Origin of the sequence: Scytonema sp. HK-05 (assembly GCF_963872035.1) — a bacterium.
Classification (GTDB): Bacteria; Cyanobacteriota; Cyanobacteriia; order Cyanobacteriales; family Nostocaceae; genus Kalymmatonema.
The window spans coordinates 57,150-73,010 of record NZ_CAWMYC010000095.1 but is presented as its reverse complement, the minus strand read 5'-3'; the positions used below and the strand labels follow the sequence as shown (position 1 = coordinate 73,010).

At 43.4% G+C, this 15,861-nt stretch carries 11 protein-coding genes and 1 pseudogene; 2 read left to right on the top strand and 10 right to left on the bottom strand.

Annotation, left to right across the window (positions count from 1 at the left end):
* Positions 1-9 precede the first annotated feature (9 nt).
* The 9 genes from AACT52_RS14700 to AACT52_RS14660 form a co-directional block, all read right to left on the bottom strand.
* The gene (locus tag AACT52_RS14700) at positions 10-1,134 is read right to left on the bottom strand and encodes a glycosyltransferase family 4 protein (protein WP_073631778.1); all 1,125 of its coding nucleotides are present in this window, start codon (positions 1,132-1,134) and stop codon (positions 10-12) included.
* Between the two features lie 11 nt (positions 1,135-1,145).
* Complete coding sequence (locus AACT52_RS14695) at positions 1,146-2,219, bottom strand: hypothetical protein (protein ID WP_073631695.1); 1,074 nt, start codon at positions 2,217-2,219, stop codon at positions 1,146-1,148.
* 75 nt (positions 2,220-2,294) lie between these two features.
* Positions 2,295-3,044, bottom strand: coding sequence for an FkbM family methyltransferase (locus AACT52_RS14690; protein WP_158054637.1), 750 nt, complete (start codon positions 3,042-3,044; stop codon positions 2,295-2,297).
* A 130-nt stretch (positions 3,045-3,174) separates the two neighbouring features.
* Positions 3,175-4,053: a phytanoyl-CoA dioxygenase family protein gene (locus tag AACT52_RS14685; protein WP_073631691.1), complete on the bottom strand. Its 879-nt coding sequence runs from the start codon at positions 4,051-4,053 to the stop codon at positions 3,175-3,177.
* A 281-nt stretch (positions 4,054-4,334) separates the two neighbouring features.
* The gene (locus AACT52_RS14680) at positions 4,335-5,618 is read right to left on the bottom strand and encodes a glycosyltransferase family 4 protein (RefSeq protein WP_073631689.1); all 1,284 of its coding nucleotides are present in this window, start codon (positions 5,616-5,618) and stop codon (positions 4,335-4,337) included.
* A gap of 109 nt (positions 5,619-5,727) precedes the next feature.
* A complete protein-coding gene (locus AACT52_RS14675) occupies positions 5,728-6,864 on the bottom strand; it encodes a glycosyltransferase family 4 protein (RefSeq protein ID WP_073631687.1) in 1,137 nt (378 codons plus the stop codon).
* Positions 6,865-6,929: 65 nt separating this feature from the next.
* Entirely contained in the window at positions 6,930-8,144 is a 1,215-nt protein-coding gene (locus AACT52_RS14670; protein WP_073631685.1) for a glycosyltransferase, read from the bottom strand.
* 48 nt (positions 8,145-8,192) lie between these two features.
* Positions 8,193-9,119: an FkbM family methyltransferase gene (locus AACT52_RS14665; protein ID WP_073631683.1), complete on the bottom strand. Its 927-nt coding sequence runs from the start codon at positions 9,117-9,119 to the stop codon at positions 8,193-8,195.
* A 37-nt stretch (positions 9,120-9,156) separates the two neighbouring features.
* Positions 9,157-10,263 (bottom strand): glycosyltransferase family 2 protein, encoded by a 1,107-nt coding sequence (locus tag AACT52_RS14660; RefSeq protein ID WP_073631682.1) that lies wholly within the window; start codon positions 10,261-10,263, stop codon positions 9,157-9,159.
* 637 nt (positions 10,264-10,900) lie between these two features.
* Between AACT52_RS14660 and AACT52_RS14655 the strand changes: the two genes are divergently transcribed.
* Positions 10,901-13,099 (top strand): glycosyl hydrolase family 28-related protein, encoded by a 2,199-nt coding sequence (locus AACT52_RS14655; protein WP_073631681.1) that lies wholly within the window; start codon positions 10,901-10,903, stop codon positions 13,097-13,099.
* A gap of 123 nt (positions 13,100-13,222) precedes the next feature.
* On the opposite strand, the pseudogene AACT52_RS14650 reads toward AACT52_RS14655, so the two are convergent.
* Positions 13,223-13,366 (bottom strand): annotated as a pseudogene (locus AACT52_RS14650) (UDP-galactopyranose mutase); the annotation flags it as partial.
* A gap of 275 nt (positions 13,367-13,641) precedes the next feature.
* On the opposite strand from AACT52_RS14650, the gene AACT52_RS14645 reads away from it, so the two are divergent.
* A complete protein-coding gene (locus AACT52_RS14645) occupies positions 13,642-15,606 on the top strand; it encodes a glycosyl hydrolase family 28-related protein (protein ID WP_073631679.1) in 1,965 nt (654 codons plus the stop codon).
* Positions 15,607-15,861: the final 255 nt, after the last annotated feature.

Below are 15,861 nucleotides of genomic sequence, written 5' to 3'. Positions count from 1 at the left end.
TTTTTTAAATTATTTTAATATAGAGTAAAAATTTAGATACTGATGTGCTATTTTTTCTTTGGAAAAACGAGAATCAGGAGAAATATTATCATCATGAGGCTGAGCTAGGGAGCAAATAATAGCTTGTGAAAGATTTTGGACACGCTCGCCTTGTAGTTCAAAATAAGTGCAGTTAGATGAGCCGATTTCTCTAAAGATCGGAATATCTGAGCAGACTACTTTACACGAAAGATATAGTGCCTCAGCTAGTGGTAGGCAAAAGCCTTCTGATGAAGAAGGCACTACTAAAAGTTCACTATTTTGATACAGCCAACACAGTTCATCATCATCTATTGATGAAAGCATTAGCACGCGATCTTGTAGAGAAAGTGCCCGTATTTGTTGACAAATATTTTCCGTTTCAGGTCCTGAGCTACCAACAAGAATAAGCTTAGTTGAACCTTTTAGCTGATTATTTTTTAGCAGTAGAGAATATGCCTGTATTAAAATATCTAGGTTCTTGTTCTTGCGATGCTGAGCAACAGAAAGTAAGAAAGGAGCATTAATACTACTCTCTATACCATTAGGAATTCTTGGTTCAAGATGACTGAAATCTACATAGTTATAAACTACAGTAGTTTTTTTTCGCTGTTCAATACCTGGAAAATAATTTTTTAGATATTCCAATGTACGTTTTGATACGCATGATAATCCATCGCTATTGTTGATACATTGTTTCAAGAATAATTGATTAAATATAACATTTGGATAGCCAAAATTTTCCGGACACTCATAGGGATACATATCATGAATGGTGGAAACGACTGGGCAGGGAAAAAGTGAGCGAACAAATGGAAGTGGAAATGAAAGATGGACGATATCACAATGGAGTTGTTTGGCAAGTTTTGGTAAATTGAATAAAAACCAGATATTTCTAGAAACTGAGTTATTTTTAATGTCTACGCTAAATAATTTTATTTTATCTGAAGAAATAGTAAAAGATTTTTCAAAGTAATCTTTTTGCCATGCTCCTACAACTAAGGTAACTTTGGTAACTTGGTCAGTATCCGCAAGACATTGAGCGAGATTTACAGCATGTCTACAAACACCAGTTGGTTTTGAAGGTCTGTGTAGAGCAGAAATCAGGATATGCATATGGTAAATAATCAATTAATGACATTTTTTATGTTATTTAACTTTTCTGCTATATAGCTACCAACCGCAGTCTCTGAACATTTATTTTTCCACCAATATAATGATTCTTTGTGTAGTTTTTTCATCAAATAACTGTCTTTGCTCAAATTCTCTACTATTTCCTCTAGTTTATTCCAATCCTCTATCTGAATAGCAGGTGAACCATCATAAAACCATCGTGAAGGTAATGTCTCTGCTATGACAACGCAGCCATACCTCAATGCCTCAAAAAAACGAAATGTTTCAAAAGAACTCCCTCTGGGAACTAGGCATATTTTGGCATCCATTAGCTTTTCAGAGTATGTTTTTGCTGCTATGTTCCTTGCTCCTTGATAACCGAAGCTAGGCGTAAGTGATAATTCAACTTTAACCTCTGGATATTTTTCTTGAATTTTATAGACACTCGAAACCATTTGTTTTCGAGCAAGAATTTTTGGAGTTTGAAGCCAATGCCTTATAGACCACAGAGGATATGACTTGAAGGCTACACTTCCAGCAAAAAACACATCATTGGATCGTTCTTCTATATCCTTAATTGGTAAATCTAATTGATTGAAGTATCCCAAAGGAATATCATATATACATGGCAACTTGTCGTTCGACTTTGAGTATCTAAATTGCTGAAACCTGTAATTAAGTAAGCTTGGTAAGCGAATAAACCAGTTTTTCAGAAATTGAAGCAGGGTTAGCAAGTTAAGGAAAGACGGTCTGAGGAGAGGGTTAAAACCGAGTTCTGGAGAGATACCATAGGACTTGAATACAGCTCGTACTTTATGAAAGTATTTTGGTATACGACACCATTCATCTCCCAGCACAACGGCAACAACATTTTGCCCATAGGATGGAAGTTCATCGATACTCCAAGTAAGATAGAATATTAAACCTCTTTCCTTCAAACTACTTTCCATCGCCTCAAAAACTTTGCCGAAATAAATACAATCAGCATTAACTTTTTCATCAGCATCAGGGATATTCCAAGGAATTGGATTCAAAGGTGTTTGCTGTCCACAGATAAAAAATTGATTGGAAAGCTGAGCTACACACATACAGTTATACTTCCTTTGCCAAAATCGTTTCTATCGAAAAGCGAAAATATGTAACTTAAATGTGCAGTCTTTTTATTAGGCTAATCTAGGCTTGAAGATAAAGTTACAAACATATGTCTTTCCTAAGGAGGAGAGACCTACATAGTTTTTTCTGTCTTGGTGTTCTTTGACAGAAAATTCATCCAAGCTCCTGAGTTTTCCGTCCAGAAGAAAGTAACCTTCATAGCCCAAAGCCTGAATCTGGGAAAATACTTCAGATATATCCTTATTGATATGTCTTTGCTCAATTTCAATCAGAAGATTTGGTCGTTGCTGCTTTAATAAACTAGTTGCTCCTGCAATCACTAGTTCTTCGTGTCCCTCAACATCGATTTTTACGAAGCCAACATTAGTGTGTTCTTGGTCGTCGAGCCGTTTGAGTGGAACCTCAAATGTCCTGACTGGTCCTGTGACAATCTGTTGTTGCAGAGATCCAAGTTGGTCGTATGCAAAATTATCAATAACTGGTATTGATAAAGTTGCTTGCCCTTCCCTATCGGACAAAGCTATAGAATAGCTAGTTACATTGGAGCAACCAGATTGGGCAATAAACTTTGCAAGTTCCGGATTGGGTTCGTAGGCAAATACCTGACGTGAGAGTCGAGATAGAAAATATGTATATACGCCCTTATTTGCACCAATATCGATACTGCTCTTCTTGGGATCAACGAGCGATTTGAGGATTCTAAGCTCAGGCTCTCCCTTTCGGTAATGCATTATGGACATCAAACGGATAACTACCCACGGAGGTAATAACCTTCTGAGAAACTGTTTTCCAAGCATCATAGTTAGATTGACTTCCTCTACGAACCTTATTACAGGTATAACCTGCACATTAGCTACACTCATTTTGTAGTGCTGTTTAGCTAAGCATCACATAGCTTCCAGCAATATTCATGCTAACTGCACCACTTCATCACTTACCTTGAAATTGGCGCATTGCTTTGAGTAATAATGGGTTATCATATACTGTGTTTTTGATAGAAGATTTAAGTTGATTACCCAAAGAATAGTCTGGCTGGTTTCGATAGAAATTGACTCCTTTGTAAGTTTTGTAGCTAATATAATCTTTGGTTTTAAAAAGATTACCAAATTGATATCCTGATGGAATGTAGTGTGCGGTTAAAGACTTTCTAGAAAAGTGAGTATCAATTGTTGGTAAAGCACCATGAATCGTTTTTGAATTCCAAAAGAGAACATCCCCTTTCTTCAAATCTGGGGCTTTGATATCTTGTTGATGAGCATCTACATATTCTTTGATTCGATTCAACCACTCACTATGAGATAGAGTAGGTTTGTCACTGTGAAAATCAGGATTTTTGTTTGATTTTGGTAGTACATAGAACCGACCAGCCCTTTCATCGATATCTTCCAACGCTATCCAGGCAGCAATTAAATGTCCATTAGGTACGGTGTCTAAATACCACCAGTCTTGATGTGGTTGTGTTTCGGTGTTTGCGTCAAACAGCATCGTTTGCATCAAATTAAAGGAGTCAGAACCAGTTACCTGTTTCAGTGCATCCTGAATCTGGTCACTGCAATATATTTCCTTAGCAGTATCGCTAAATTCAGGATACTTTTCATAGTCATGAATATCTAAAAAAGACTGTTTGACATAGCCAAATTCATTAAGCTGATTCACTTCATATTGGCTGGTACTCTGTCTAAAAAACGGATAGGTTGATGGAAGAATTTTCTGAAGATACAAATCTAGCAATTTCTCAATTAATTGCTGGGGTATCAAATTACGAAAAACAACGTAGCCATTCTCTTCATAGTATGATTGAGTATCCATCTGAAATTTCTCCTTTTTCAATTAATGAACACTATTTTTTTGTTTATTAAGAAGCAACTCTAGATGAGTCGCGACTAGATATTTTTCGTACCTGCTACGCTTTGGTTCATAGAAAAAGCCTGAAAACCTTATTCTGTAGTTTTATCTGCAATCTAGAAGTATCAACTCTTACTACATTTTCAGAGGTAACCTGTGAAGTCCGGATATTTTTGGCAGTCAATCAATGCTGCAAGTTTTACTTTCTCGTTTATATGCTAGCTTGCAGTTTTGCTAATGAGAGGTTATTTTGACTCACTGGAACTGAGTGCAGCTGTATCAAATTCTTTCAACTTGAAAACCTGTTGTTGATTATAAATTTCTTCATACAGCTGTGCTAGATGACTCGCTTTGACTTCCCAGTCAAACATTTCACTCACCCTTCTGCGCCCTGCCTCACCCATTCTTACACGCAGATCTGAGTCCTTAGCCAGACTTACCATCCCCTTGGAGAGATCCCGCACCGCTTGCTCAGGAGTGTGGGCAGGAACTTTAAAGCCAGTTTGCTCTGTTACCTGAACAGCTGGTCCTCCCAAATCCAAGCAGAGTACTGGACGACCTGCTGCCATTGCTTCCAAGCAAACCCATCCTCCAGAGTCATGTAAGCTTGGATGAACCAATGCAGTACACTCGCCTAGCTTACGCAGAGTTTCTTCCCGTGGTAGCTTGTTCCAAAACTTGACTTGCTGTGCAATGCCTAGCTTGTCAGCTAGACATTGAAGTCTTTTCTTCTCAGGTCCATCCCCAAAAACCCAATACTCAGCATCAGGCAACTTGGCTTGAGCAAATGCACGTAGCCCCAAGTGAAATCCTTTCCAGTGCAAAAGTCTGCCAACACTAGCAAACCTCACTTGTGAATCGCTAGACATACTGCACTGGGCAAGACGAGCGATTTCTTCTCTAGGTAAACCTGACTCTGAATAAACCTGTACATTCCTGGCACCCATTTTGCGAACTCGTGCTGCCGTGTCCTCGGTGGTTGCCTTAGCTAAAACGCTTCGCTGAGCGGTAAGGCGGGCGAAGGGGTCAGATTCAAATACCCAACAGGCAAGCATACGTACAGTTTCGTGAATTTTATTACTTAGGCTGAAATCTTGCCAAAAAGCCCTTGGCGCGAATTCACCCCCACCCACCGGACCCCAGATGAATGGAATAGGAAGTAAGCATAAAAAGCTAGGTCTTGAATACTTTACAAAAGTTACATGGTGGGCGAGGTCGAAGCCTATTTGACGGTGGAGGCGACGAGCTACAAAATAAGCTTGAATTTGCCAGAGGTAGTAGTGGAGTTGCATTGCTCCAAACTTCCACTTCCACCCACCACCCCAAATTGGCAGGGTGAAGTAAATAAAGTGCAGGTTAGGGATTGGGTTACGGGCTAGCTCTGCTTCAATGACTTCTCTACCTTCATCAGGTCGAGTTAGTACCCAGACGTCATGATACTTGGCGACTGCCCGAACAAAATTCCAGCCTACTCCAGGCTCAGAACCCTTACCTGGTTCGCACGAGTAGGCGGACATTAGGATTTTCATACTTAGAGCGCCTCTTCAAAATAGATAGAACAACCAGAAGCATTAAGCTTTAACAGAAATACATTCGTGCAAGAATTTTGTAGCAATTTAGTTTTAAGTATTTGCTACCCTAAGTCTTAGCAACTACTTGTAATTGTTTTTTATATAAAATTTTTTCATATATTTCAGCAATTTTCTCTGCACTTCTTTCCCAAGTAAATGACTTAACTCTTGCCAGTCCCTTTTCTACCAACTCCTGATAGTAAACAGGGTTTTTATGAAGATGACACACTGCATCGGCTATTGCTTGATAATTAGTTGGATCTACTAGAACACCAGCATCTCCTGCCACTTCAGGCATAGCTGAAACATTCGAGGTGATTACTGGAGTTCCACAAGCCATCGCCTCCAGAATAGTCATGCCAAATCCTTCATAAAGTGAAGGTGCTAGTAGCATATCTGCAGCACTATAGATTTGAATCAAAGTAGATTTATCTGGTTTACCTAAGTAACTAATATGCTTTTCAAGACCTTGATTATTTATGATTTTTTTTTGCTCATCGGTAAAGTCTGCACCTACCTTCCAAAAATGGAAAGGTAGTCCTCGTTGCTGCAATGTTTGTATTGCTATGAGAATGTTAGAAATATTTTTACGCGGATGAATTGCACCAACATTAAGTAAGCAAATTGTTTCAGGCGAAATGCCATATTTTTGACGTATAGCCGCAACTTGTGTTTTGGGCGATGGTTGAAATATAGCGTCAACAGCGTTAGGAATTACCGAAATACGTGCTGGCTCAATATTCAATATTTGAGTTGTATCTTTGGCTGTAGCAGAAGAGACGGCAACAATATGGTCGGCATACTGCATACCTTTCACAGAGTGTTTCCAGAAAGCTGTACTGATGATTGGCAGTTGTACTGAAGTTTGGAGATTACCGGGGTAGGAAAAGTTGATTAAGTCATGACAGGTTACGACAACGGGTTTACCTCTCTTCCTCAAGCCATAAACAATATGAGCTTCGCAGGGTTCGATGATGTGAAAGATGTCGGCTGCTTGCCGCTCTACCATCTTTGGAAAGCGCCAGAAACGCTCGTAGTTTTTCCTGATTCTGACAGACAAAGAGCTACTGGTTCTGTCCACGGGTACTGGTCTGAACTCAGCAATCTGCCAATTTGGTCGAACAACTTTTAGCCCTGCAATAACACCTTCCGTATGGGCATCTATGCTAGGTTCGGGCATTGTACGCACGATCGCTACACGCATTGCTAATTTCTCATAATCCAAACAACATCAAAACCATCCTGAGCAGATTCCTGTGTCAATTTTTCCTAACTCATGGCATATTGTCTACTTTTGTCATTGAGCAGTGTTTGCCACAAGCTAAGCAACCGCTCCGCAATCCGTTCGTGTGTGTAATCCTGATACACTCTAGTCATGCAATAGCGTCCAGTTTCTTCCCACCACTCTGGTTCACGGATCATGCGCTCCAAAATTGCCGCTAGTCCCTGAGCATCTCCTTCTGGAAACACTAAATCCGGTCGCCCAATTACGTTGGGAATTTCGCCAGAACTAGAACCAATTACTGGCACACCCATTGCCATTGCTTCAATCAGCACATGACCAAACTGCTCTTTCCAAGTTGGCGCAGTCCGTGAGGGCAAAACTAGGACATCAAATTTGCTGATCTCTTCGGGGGCTTTGTGGTGGGGTACTCCTCCTCGCCAAGTAACTAAATCGGCAATTTGCTGCTTTTGCGCCTCCTGCCTCAAAGCTTCTTCACCAGAACCGGAACCGCAGAGGGTAACCCGGCACTTGAGTCCTTGCTGTTGGAGTTGGCGGACAGCTGCAAATATGATATCAACACCCTTTTCAGGTACTAACCGTCCTAAAAAACCAATGTGAAATTCATCATTTGTCCGCTCAGGCGATGTCTGACGACAAGCCGCTTCTCCTGGCGGAGACGCTGCGCTAACGCGTCTACGCATACTAGCAGCAAAAAACTGAGTGTCTACTCCCATCTGGGGCATGACTTCAACTAACCCGTTGTAGCCCCATTGACGCAGCAAATCCGCCCCGTCACGATTCCCAGCAATAATCAGCTTTGCCGTACTCATAACGAATTGACGAACCCAGTAGCGTGGAAGCGGCAGTTGTCGATCCATGTTTTCCCATCCAAACATGACTAGGGGCTTCCCTGTAAGCCTGCTCCAAATTGCAAGCTCCAAAGCACAAAGAGAGAATACTTCTTCCTCAACCTGCACTACATCTGGTTGAAAGTCGTTCAGCACCCGCCAGATTTTCCAAGGTGCATAGATATGAGCGCCCCCTTTACCAGCAAAAAGGACTGGTGCTGAATAGGTTTTGATCTTGGGGTAGGGTGTTTCTAGTGGAAGTAGGCGATTCCACTCTAATGCTTTCCAGTTGCTAGGAGCCAGCAAACCTACTTCAGTTCCAGTTTCGGCGATCGCCTGAAGCTTTCCCTGATTTACACCGACTACATAAGCGTGACTGATAAAAAGTACGCGTAGGGATGAAGTGGTCATTACACCTTTTCTCCTCTTTGGTACATAAGTGCTCTTAAAGGTCAGAATTTAGACGCTAACATGATTAGGAGTTGCAGCACTGCTTGTGTGCTTGATCTGTGAAAGCAGGTAATTTTTGTCCTTAGCAGCAATCAGATTGAACATTGCTGAGGGATGAGAATCTGGGTCAAAGTCGCCAATTTGCCCTGCACCGCAGTATAGCCACACCTCATAACCATAATGTTTGAGCAGTTCTAAAAGTTCGCTGGGTTGATAGTCAAAGCAAGCATAGTTGGCGGGGACATACTCAAAGAGCCAAGTAGGTGCTTCAGTAGCTGGCAGACTCAACAGCCGCTTTGCTCCTTCAAAGACAAACTTCTCAGCACCTTCCACGTCTACTTTGATCAGGTCTATCTTGGGATGCTCCTGAGTCCAGTAGGTATCTAGCGATGTGCAAGCAACGCGTACAAGTTTTGAATCGAGAGCAGAAGTTGTGTGCTTGCGAATTGACGACAATGTAGGTTCGTCACAGATTTCAAACTCTATATCACCAACGTGATCGCTAACAGCAGAACAATTGAGAATAACATTACTCAAGCCATTCATCTGCACGTTTTCACTTAGTACTGGAAACAAATTAGGTTGAGGTTCAAAGGCATGTACCTGACCTGTTACCCCTACAGCTTGGGCGGCTAGGAGAGTAAACTCGCCAATGTGGGCACCTACATCCACCAACACCATACCAGGTTCAAGGAATCGGCAAATGAACTCGGCTGTATCCAGTTCAGAGAAACCCTGGTAATAAATTAGAGCACTAGATCCAGCTTTGCGAGTTTTGGGTATACCAATTTTTAAGTTTTCTCCTAAGGGTGCTACATAAGGTTGATTGGTTACAAACCACCAAAATCTCAACACAAAGCGCTTTAGTAGTGCTTTAACTGGATTTTGTTGGAAATCTGGGCGCTTAAGGAGTACTTTCAGCCGCTTGAAAAACATAAATACCTCTTAGAAAGTGCATTGTGTATTTCTTTGCTTATTGTGTTGATGCCTTAAAGAATTGCCAGCTCAAGCGTCTCACTAAGCGTTTCAGGGAACTTACACCATACAGCTGATTAAATAGAATTGTAAAAAGTACATCAGGTAGATCCCATTGGAATAACCACCTCTTAGGATTAAACCAGTTAAACTGGGTATCAAACTGGGGGTGAGTAATGAGTTGTTGATGTGCCTTTCTGCGCTCAACCTTGCATGCATCTTTCAGGCGGGTAATTATGTAGAGATCGTGGCAGATTCCTATGCTGGACTGTAAATCTGTTAGCTTCTGTGCAATCTCTGAACCATAAACATCTGTCAGCAGCCGTTTCTGCTCTTGATGCACACGCGCATGAGAAGCTTGCTCCCGCTCAAAGAAATCTGCTGTCGAAGTCGATTGACTGGAAGTGTTTTTTCCGTGCAAACGAAACTTAGTTAGCACCTCCGGTACAGATTTGATTACCGTTAATAATACACCAACAGAGATCATCAGAGAATCTGCATTACGCAAAAACGCTTGATTAATTGGAAATATGTAGTTAGCAACTTCGCGTCGAATACTGAGTGCAGAAGCTGGCGGTATGTTGCCAACATGTCCACCATTTTGCAGAGCAAATGGTGCCATCCATCCGGAAGCCAAACTCTCAAACATCGGTGTCGATTTTATAAAGTTGCCATCCCCATCAACTTGAATCACATTGTGAATTACAAAACCGCACTGTGGGTCAGACCTAAATTTCTGTACTACCCTTTCCAACTTGTTAGGCATCCAGAGATCATCCGCATCTAATATACAGACAATCTCCCCCTTACTTTGCCGATATGCTGTATTCAAAGCGGTAGCAACTCCTCCATTTTGCTTGCGAATCAGCTTAATCCTGGGGTCTTTCTGAACATAGGTTTCTATGACTTCACAGGAGTTGTCGGTAGAGCCATCATCACAAACGATTACTTCAAAATGTAGGTAGGTTTGACAAAGAACACTTTCTAAAGTCTCACTGATATATTTGGCATAGTTGTAGTTGGCAACCAACACTGAAACCAATGGATTATCAGGAAGTTGGGGCAGTTTAATGGCTTGTAGTTTTTCAGTTTGCAGTTCTTGCATACGTTGCTCCTTGTACTTCAATTAACCCTTGATTTGAGTGTCATTTATTTTAGTATTCAGGCTACTTGATTATGACTTTGCTACAAGATTCCATGAATTTCTCACCATTGTAAATTGGGGTAATAACACCAATCATGCTTGGCTGATTTTGGATTTTAAGAGCATTTTTTAATAGAATGGCGATAAAGGTAGGTAAATAATTACCGTGTTACTACTGGAATCTTCTGTAACCTCTAGAAGAATCAGGATTAATCGGAAAAAATCTTTATGTAATTTTGTAAAGTTTTTGTAAAGACTGTTGGTATAGAACTGTTTAACGACCAGAAGGGCGAGCCACTGAGGCGGTCAGTAGACCTCTAAACCTCGATTTGCTGGACAAAAGTAGATAAATTCTGCAAAAGAATACCCATCTCGTTTATACACTAGACGGCAGTATTTGCAATTAGGTGTGCTGAAGTCAAACTTTCCTGTGGCTCTAACTGCAATGTCTACATGAACACATTTTTTCCATACTTGTTGCCAAACCTTGACAGATTTCTATCAATCAGCATAGTATCATATCTGCACCTTGATAGATTTCTATCAATCAGCATAGTATTATACCTGCGTGGTCATAGGAAAAGGAGAATAACAACCCATGGAAGGCACGCAAAATTCTCCCCAAGCTTCAAACCAAATGTTGGTAGATCTGAGAGCTATTTTTGACGTGGGAGGTCTAAAATCTCAGGATGTGTACAGCTCCATGGGTGCATCACCGATATCGACTAAGACTGATATTAGCAATGGGCTAATGCAGCCCAGCAACCTCAATCCGTCCTTTGAGCCAGCAGTTAAAGACACTATCGTATCGAATGCGGCTGAACCTCTTGCTGCGAGTAGTTCTCCCGTCTCTGACTCCGGTAGCAGCGATAGCCTAATCGGCAAATTGAGTGACAATTTTCCCCAAAGCAGAGCTGCCTCCATTGGATCAGATTCAACTGTGCCCGACTCTGGGCAAACCTACAATACGACTCTGGAAAATCCGATTAATTTTCCAGACGGCTTCATGAAGAGCATCCTTGACTACGGTGCTAAGCCTGACGATGGCATCGACGATACTGCTGCTATCCAAAGAGCGCTTGACGATGGGCGGCGTGATGCTAACGGCAACCCGTTATTTAGTGTACCCGATCAGTACAACGGTCTGCCCAAAGCACTTTACTTGCCAGCTGGTACGTATGACGTGAGCGATACAATCGATTGGGTCGGTTGTAACGTTACCCTCCAAGGTCAGGGCAGTGGCAAGACCGTCATCCGACTCAAGGATAATGCAGCAGGCTTCAGCGACCCTGCTGCCCCCAAGGCAGTTATTCAAACGCAGGATGGCAACATGGCTTTCCGCCAGAACATCTGGAATCTCAGTGTTAACACTGGGAAAAACAATTCTGCTGCCATCGGCATCGACTACGTTTCCAACAACGTAGGCTCAATGAAGGATGTGACGATTAAATCCGAAGATGGCAAAGGTTTTGTTGGTCTCGGGATGGATCGCAACTGGCCAGGTCCGTGTCTGATTAAAGATGTCCAGATTGACGGCTTTGATTATGGCATTCGGGTTAATTCTACCGAGTATGGTCCGACTTTCGAGAAGATTACTCTAAACAACCAGCGAGTAGCAGCTATTCACAACGTTGACGGCGCACTAACGATCCGCAAACTGTACAGTAACAACTCCGTACCAGTGATTAAGCAAAACAGTTGGGCTGGTATGGTTACCTTACTGGATGCTGATTTGCGAGGAGGCGCACCTAACGTTAGCGCTATTGAGACTGAAGGCCAACTCTACGCACGTAACATCACCACCACTGGCTACCAGTCAGCGATTAAGTACAAAGGCGTGGTAGTTTCTGGTACAACGCAGACCGAATATGCCTCGAATACCTACCAGTTATTCGACAGTGCGCAGAAGTCTCTCAACTTGCCCATCAAGGAGACTCCAGAGTACCACGACAACAATATGGACAACTGGGCACGCTTTGACGCTGGGGCCTACGGTGATACCAGTAGGTTGCAGTCGGTGTTAAACTCTGGTAAGTCCACAATCTACTTCCCCTTCGATCACCTTGCATATGAAGGTCCTGTACAACGAGAAAAGAACGGTGTCTACTTCTCCTATAACGAAACCGTAGTAACGGTTCCCGCATCGGTCAAGCGCATCATCGGGTTTTCATCGGTGGTCAATGGGCACGGCGAGGGCAAAAACGGCGGCGGCATTAAGTTTGTGGTCGAGGGTGATAGTTCAGATCCGCTCATTATTGAGCAGTTTGGCTATGGAGTGAAAGTGGAGCAAAAATCATCGCGACCGGTAGCGCTTAAGCATGGGAACTATAAATACACCTCAAGCCCTGGTGCAGGTGACTTATTCCTTGAGGACGTAAATATTGAACCCCTTTATGTTCAGCCTAATCAGAACGTTTGGGCACGACAACTTAATAACGAATACGACGGCGGCACCAAAATCGTCAATAACGGCGGCAATATCTGGATTCTGGGACTCAAGACGGAACACGATGGCTCAGTTCTCGAAACGCGGAACGGCGGGAAGAGTGAATTGCTGGGAGGGGTGATCAATACGGCGCATAAGTTTTCTGCTCAAGAGAAGCAGCAACCAGCATTCATTAGCAACGACTCAAGCACCTCGCTGGTTTATCGCCTGATCAACTACGATCCAGACTACACCTACGACATCCAAATCGAGGAGACGCGCAAAGGAGAGAAGCGTCAGTTTTTGACAAACAAGTCTCTTTTGACCGGCAACAAAATCCCCGAGCTGGTGCCGCTGTTTACAGGGTATTGATAATAACCAATCAACAACACTTGTTCAGCCAGAGTTGGTTGTCCGAAATATTCGGTTTCAGTACCATAAGAGAGTAGCTCCGCTTTAGTAGCGGAGCTACTCTTTATCTGATGTTATTTGTCCCTACATGGACGCTATCTCTTTCTCAAATACACCAAGTGCTCGAACCACTGCTTGATCCGTGTCGTAGTACTTGTTATCTGCAAGTCGTCCTGCAAACAGTACTGTACCGTTAAATTTCTCTACTTCTTTAAGGTAAATCTCCAGAGCAGCCTTGGTTCATGTCGCTACACCCTTTAGGGTGACGGCTACTGTTAATCGAGAAGTATTGGGTAGTTAAGTATCCGTGTTGCCACTAAACTTTACTGTAAATATTAGAAGAGTCTGGATGATTACCAAAAGATTTGTATATATATTATGTAAAGCCTTTGTAAAATCTGATCCTACAGATTAGGTGTGATGACCAACTTGTAACGGAAGCGAGGATATTCCTCAAGGGCTAACCGCCTTCAAGCGATCGCAGGGCTTCAGTGAGTAAAAATATGCAGAGAAAATCTTATTGTTCGTTCGCTGGTATTACATGGAGGTTTGCCCTCGCTTGTCTTGTTCTTCTTACGTCTTGCTTCTTCTTTTTTAAATGTGTGAACTCCGTCACCGGCGATAAATTCTTCCCAAAAGCCATCGCCATCAATGTCAAAACTCAGTACGGAGCCAAAGGCGACGGAATTACTGACGACACTAAGGCGATTCGTAAAGCCATCCGGGAAAACCACAGAAAACCCATCTACTTTCCCGCCGGCACCTATCTTGTCAGCGATCGCCTTGAGTACCGGAACGTCAACGGAAAGTTCGAGGCATTCACGTGGATTCAGGGACAAAATCGGGCTACCACGACTATTCGCTTGAAGAACAATGCCCCTGGTTACGCTGACCCCGCCAATCCAAAGGCGGTGATATACGCGGCGTCCTCAAACGACGGACACTATGTAAGCAAGGAATATTTGGAAAGAGGCGAAGGAAACCAGGCATTTGCAAACTATGTCGAGGACATCACAATTGATACTGGGAATAACCGTGGAGCGATCGCGCTTGACTACCTTGCGAGCAACCTCGGCGCTGTCCGCAACGTCACGCTGCGTGGCAAAGGGGTTGTTGGGCTTGACATGAGTCGAGGCTTAATGGGTCCCGCTCTCATCAAGAATCTTCTTGTCAAAGGCTTCGACTACGGCATCCGGGTCTATTCGGGAGCAAGCTACGGCGTGACGCTTGAACACATTACGCTTGACAACCAACGTAAGGTCGGGATCGAGAACCAAGACAACGTCCTTGCAATACGAGACCTCTCAAGCACCAACAGCGTCCCCGCAGTTCGGAACAACAGCGCCGTTGGCTTGATTGCGCTTGTTGACGGCAACCTCCAAGGCGGCAACTCCTCGGTAAGCGCGATTGAGAACAACAACGACGGTCGCCTCTTCGTCAGAAATGTTCGGACGTCCGGGTACCGATCAGCCATCAAGCAAAACGGTCAAGTGGTCAAAAAGACGACGGTGAGCGAGTACACATCGAGTGCTCCGTTTACGCTCTTCCCCAACTCACCGAAGACCTCACTTAACCTTCCTGTTGAGGAGCCGCCAGCTTACCATGACAATAACCTGTCGAACTGGGCGAACGTCGAGGACTTTGGCGCACGAAAATGGGCAGACAACAATAAAGTTGACAGCACGGATGCATTTCAAAAGGCTCTCGACTCTGGCAAGTCCACCGTATACATCCCACTCGGTATGTACTCCATACGAGGCACGTTACACGTAAGGAAGAATGTGCGGAGAATTATCGGGAGCAACGCCACGCTTGCTCCAACCGGGGAGGCGTTTGCGAACAAAGACAATCCGCAGCCGCTATTCCGCATCGAGAACGGAGCGCCTCAAGCGGTGACAATCGAGCATATCTGGATCAATTCGAACTCCCCTCACCCCGGATTCATAGGGTTCGAGCAGGCGACGTCCCGAACTCTTTTCCTCAAAGATATCCAATGCGGCACGCCGTCTTTTAAGTACACGTTCCGCAACACCAAAGGCGCGGGCAAACTCTTTATTGAGGATGTGAGCGCCATCGGGTGGCAGTTTGAGCATCCGCAACGAGTGTGGGCACGACAGTTCGATCCTGAAGGCAGCGTAACGAGGGTTTTCAACAAAGGCGGAGCGCTCTGGATATTAGGATTCAAGACTGAAGGATACTTAAACACGATTATCCACACGACGGGAGGGGGCGCGACTGAACTTCTTGGAGGAGCTCTCTACTACAACGTAAACGTCTCACCGAATGACGTGGCGTTCATCAACAACAACTCGCGCGTCTCGCTCTCCTACGGAACGGTAGGTTTCGGAGTAACCCAGAGCAAAATTCACGTTCGAGAGACTCGTGGTTCCAAAACTCGCGATCTCATCCAAGACAAACTCCTCGGGCGCGGTGAAGGACGAGCCGTGCCGCTCTACGTCGGTCGATAAAAAACATCACTCGTCAGTAATATAAAAGAGTAACTCCGCTTTGGTAGTGGAGCTACTCTTTATCTGGTATCAGACATTCTCTTAAATTTTTTCTCAAGAAAGTGACAAATAGGGGATAAAAGTCTAACGCTTTCCTTATATCCTGTATTTAGGAGAGTAGAAATACTTGCATTTTCCTTTCTAATGAGTTTAATTCTAAAGTCTTTTTGAGGATAGGATTCGATGACTTCACAGGAGTTGTTAGTAGAACGGTTT

Coding starts and splice junctions, on each gene's coding strand:
- AACT52_RS14700 (WP_073631778.1), bottom strand. CDS start 1,134: ATGCATATCCTGATTTCTGCTCTACACAGACCTTCAAAACCAACTGGT.
- AACT52_RS14695 (WP_073631695.1), bottom strand. CDS start 2,219: ATGTGTGTAGCTCAGCTTTCCAATCAATTTTTTATCTGTGGACAGCAA.
- AACT52_RS14690 (WP_158054637.1), bottom strand. CDS start 3,044: ATGATGCTTGGAAAACAGTTTCTCAGAAGGTTATTACCTCCGTGGGTA.
- AACT52_RS14685 (WP_073631691.1), bottom strand. CDS start 4,053: ATGGATACTCAATCATACTATGAAGAGAATGGCTACGTTGTTTTTCGT.
- AACT52_RS14680 (WP_073631689.1), bottom strand. CDS start 5,618: ATGAAAATCCTAATGTCCGCCTACTCGTGCGAACCAGGTAAGGGTTCT.
- AACT52_RS14675 (WP_073631687.1), bottom strand. CDS start 6,864: ATGCGTGTAGCGATCGTGCGTACAATGCCCGAACCTAGCATAGATGCC.
- AACT52_RS14670 (WP_073631685.1), bottom strand. CDS start 8,144: ATGACCACTTCATCCCTACGCGTACTTTTTATCAGTCACGCTTATGTA.
- AACT52_RS14665 (WP_073631683.1), bottom strand. CDS start 9,119: ATGTTTTTCAAGCGGCTGAAAGTACTCCTTAAGCGCCCAGATTTCCAA.
- AACT52_RS14660 (WP_073631682.1), bottom strand. CDS start 10,263: ATGCAAGAACTGCAAACTGAAAAACTACAAGCCATTAAACTGCCCCAA.
- AACT52_RS14655 (WP_073631681.1), top strand. CDS start 10,901: ATGGAAGGCACGCAAAATTCTCCCCAAGCTTCAAACCAAATGTTGGTA.
- AACT52_RS14645 (WP_073631679.1), top strand. CDS start 13,642: ATGCAGAGAAAATCTTATTGTTCGTTCGCTGGTATTACATGGAGGTTT.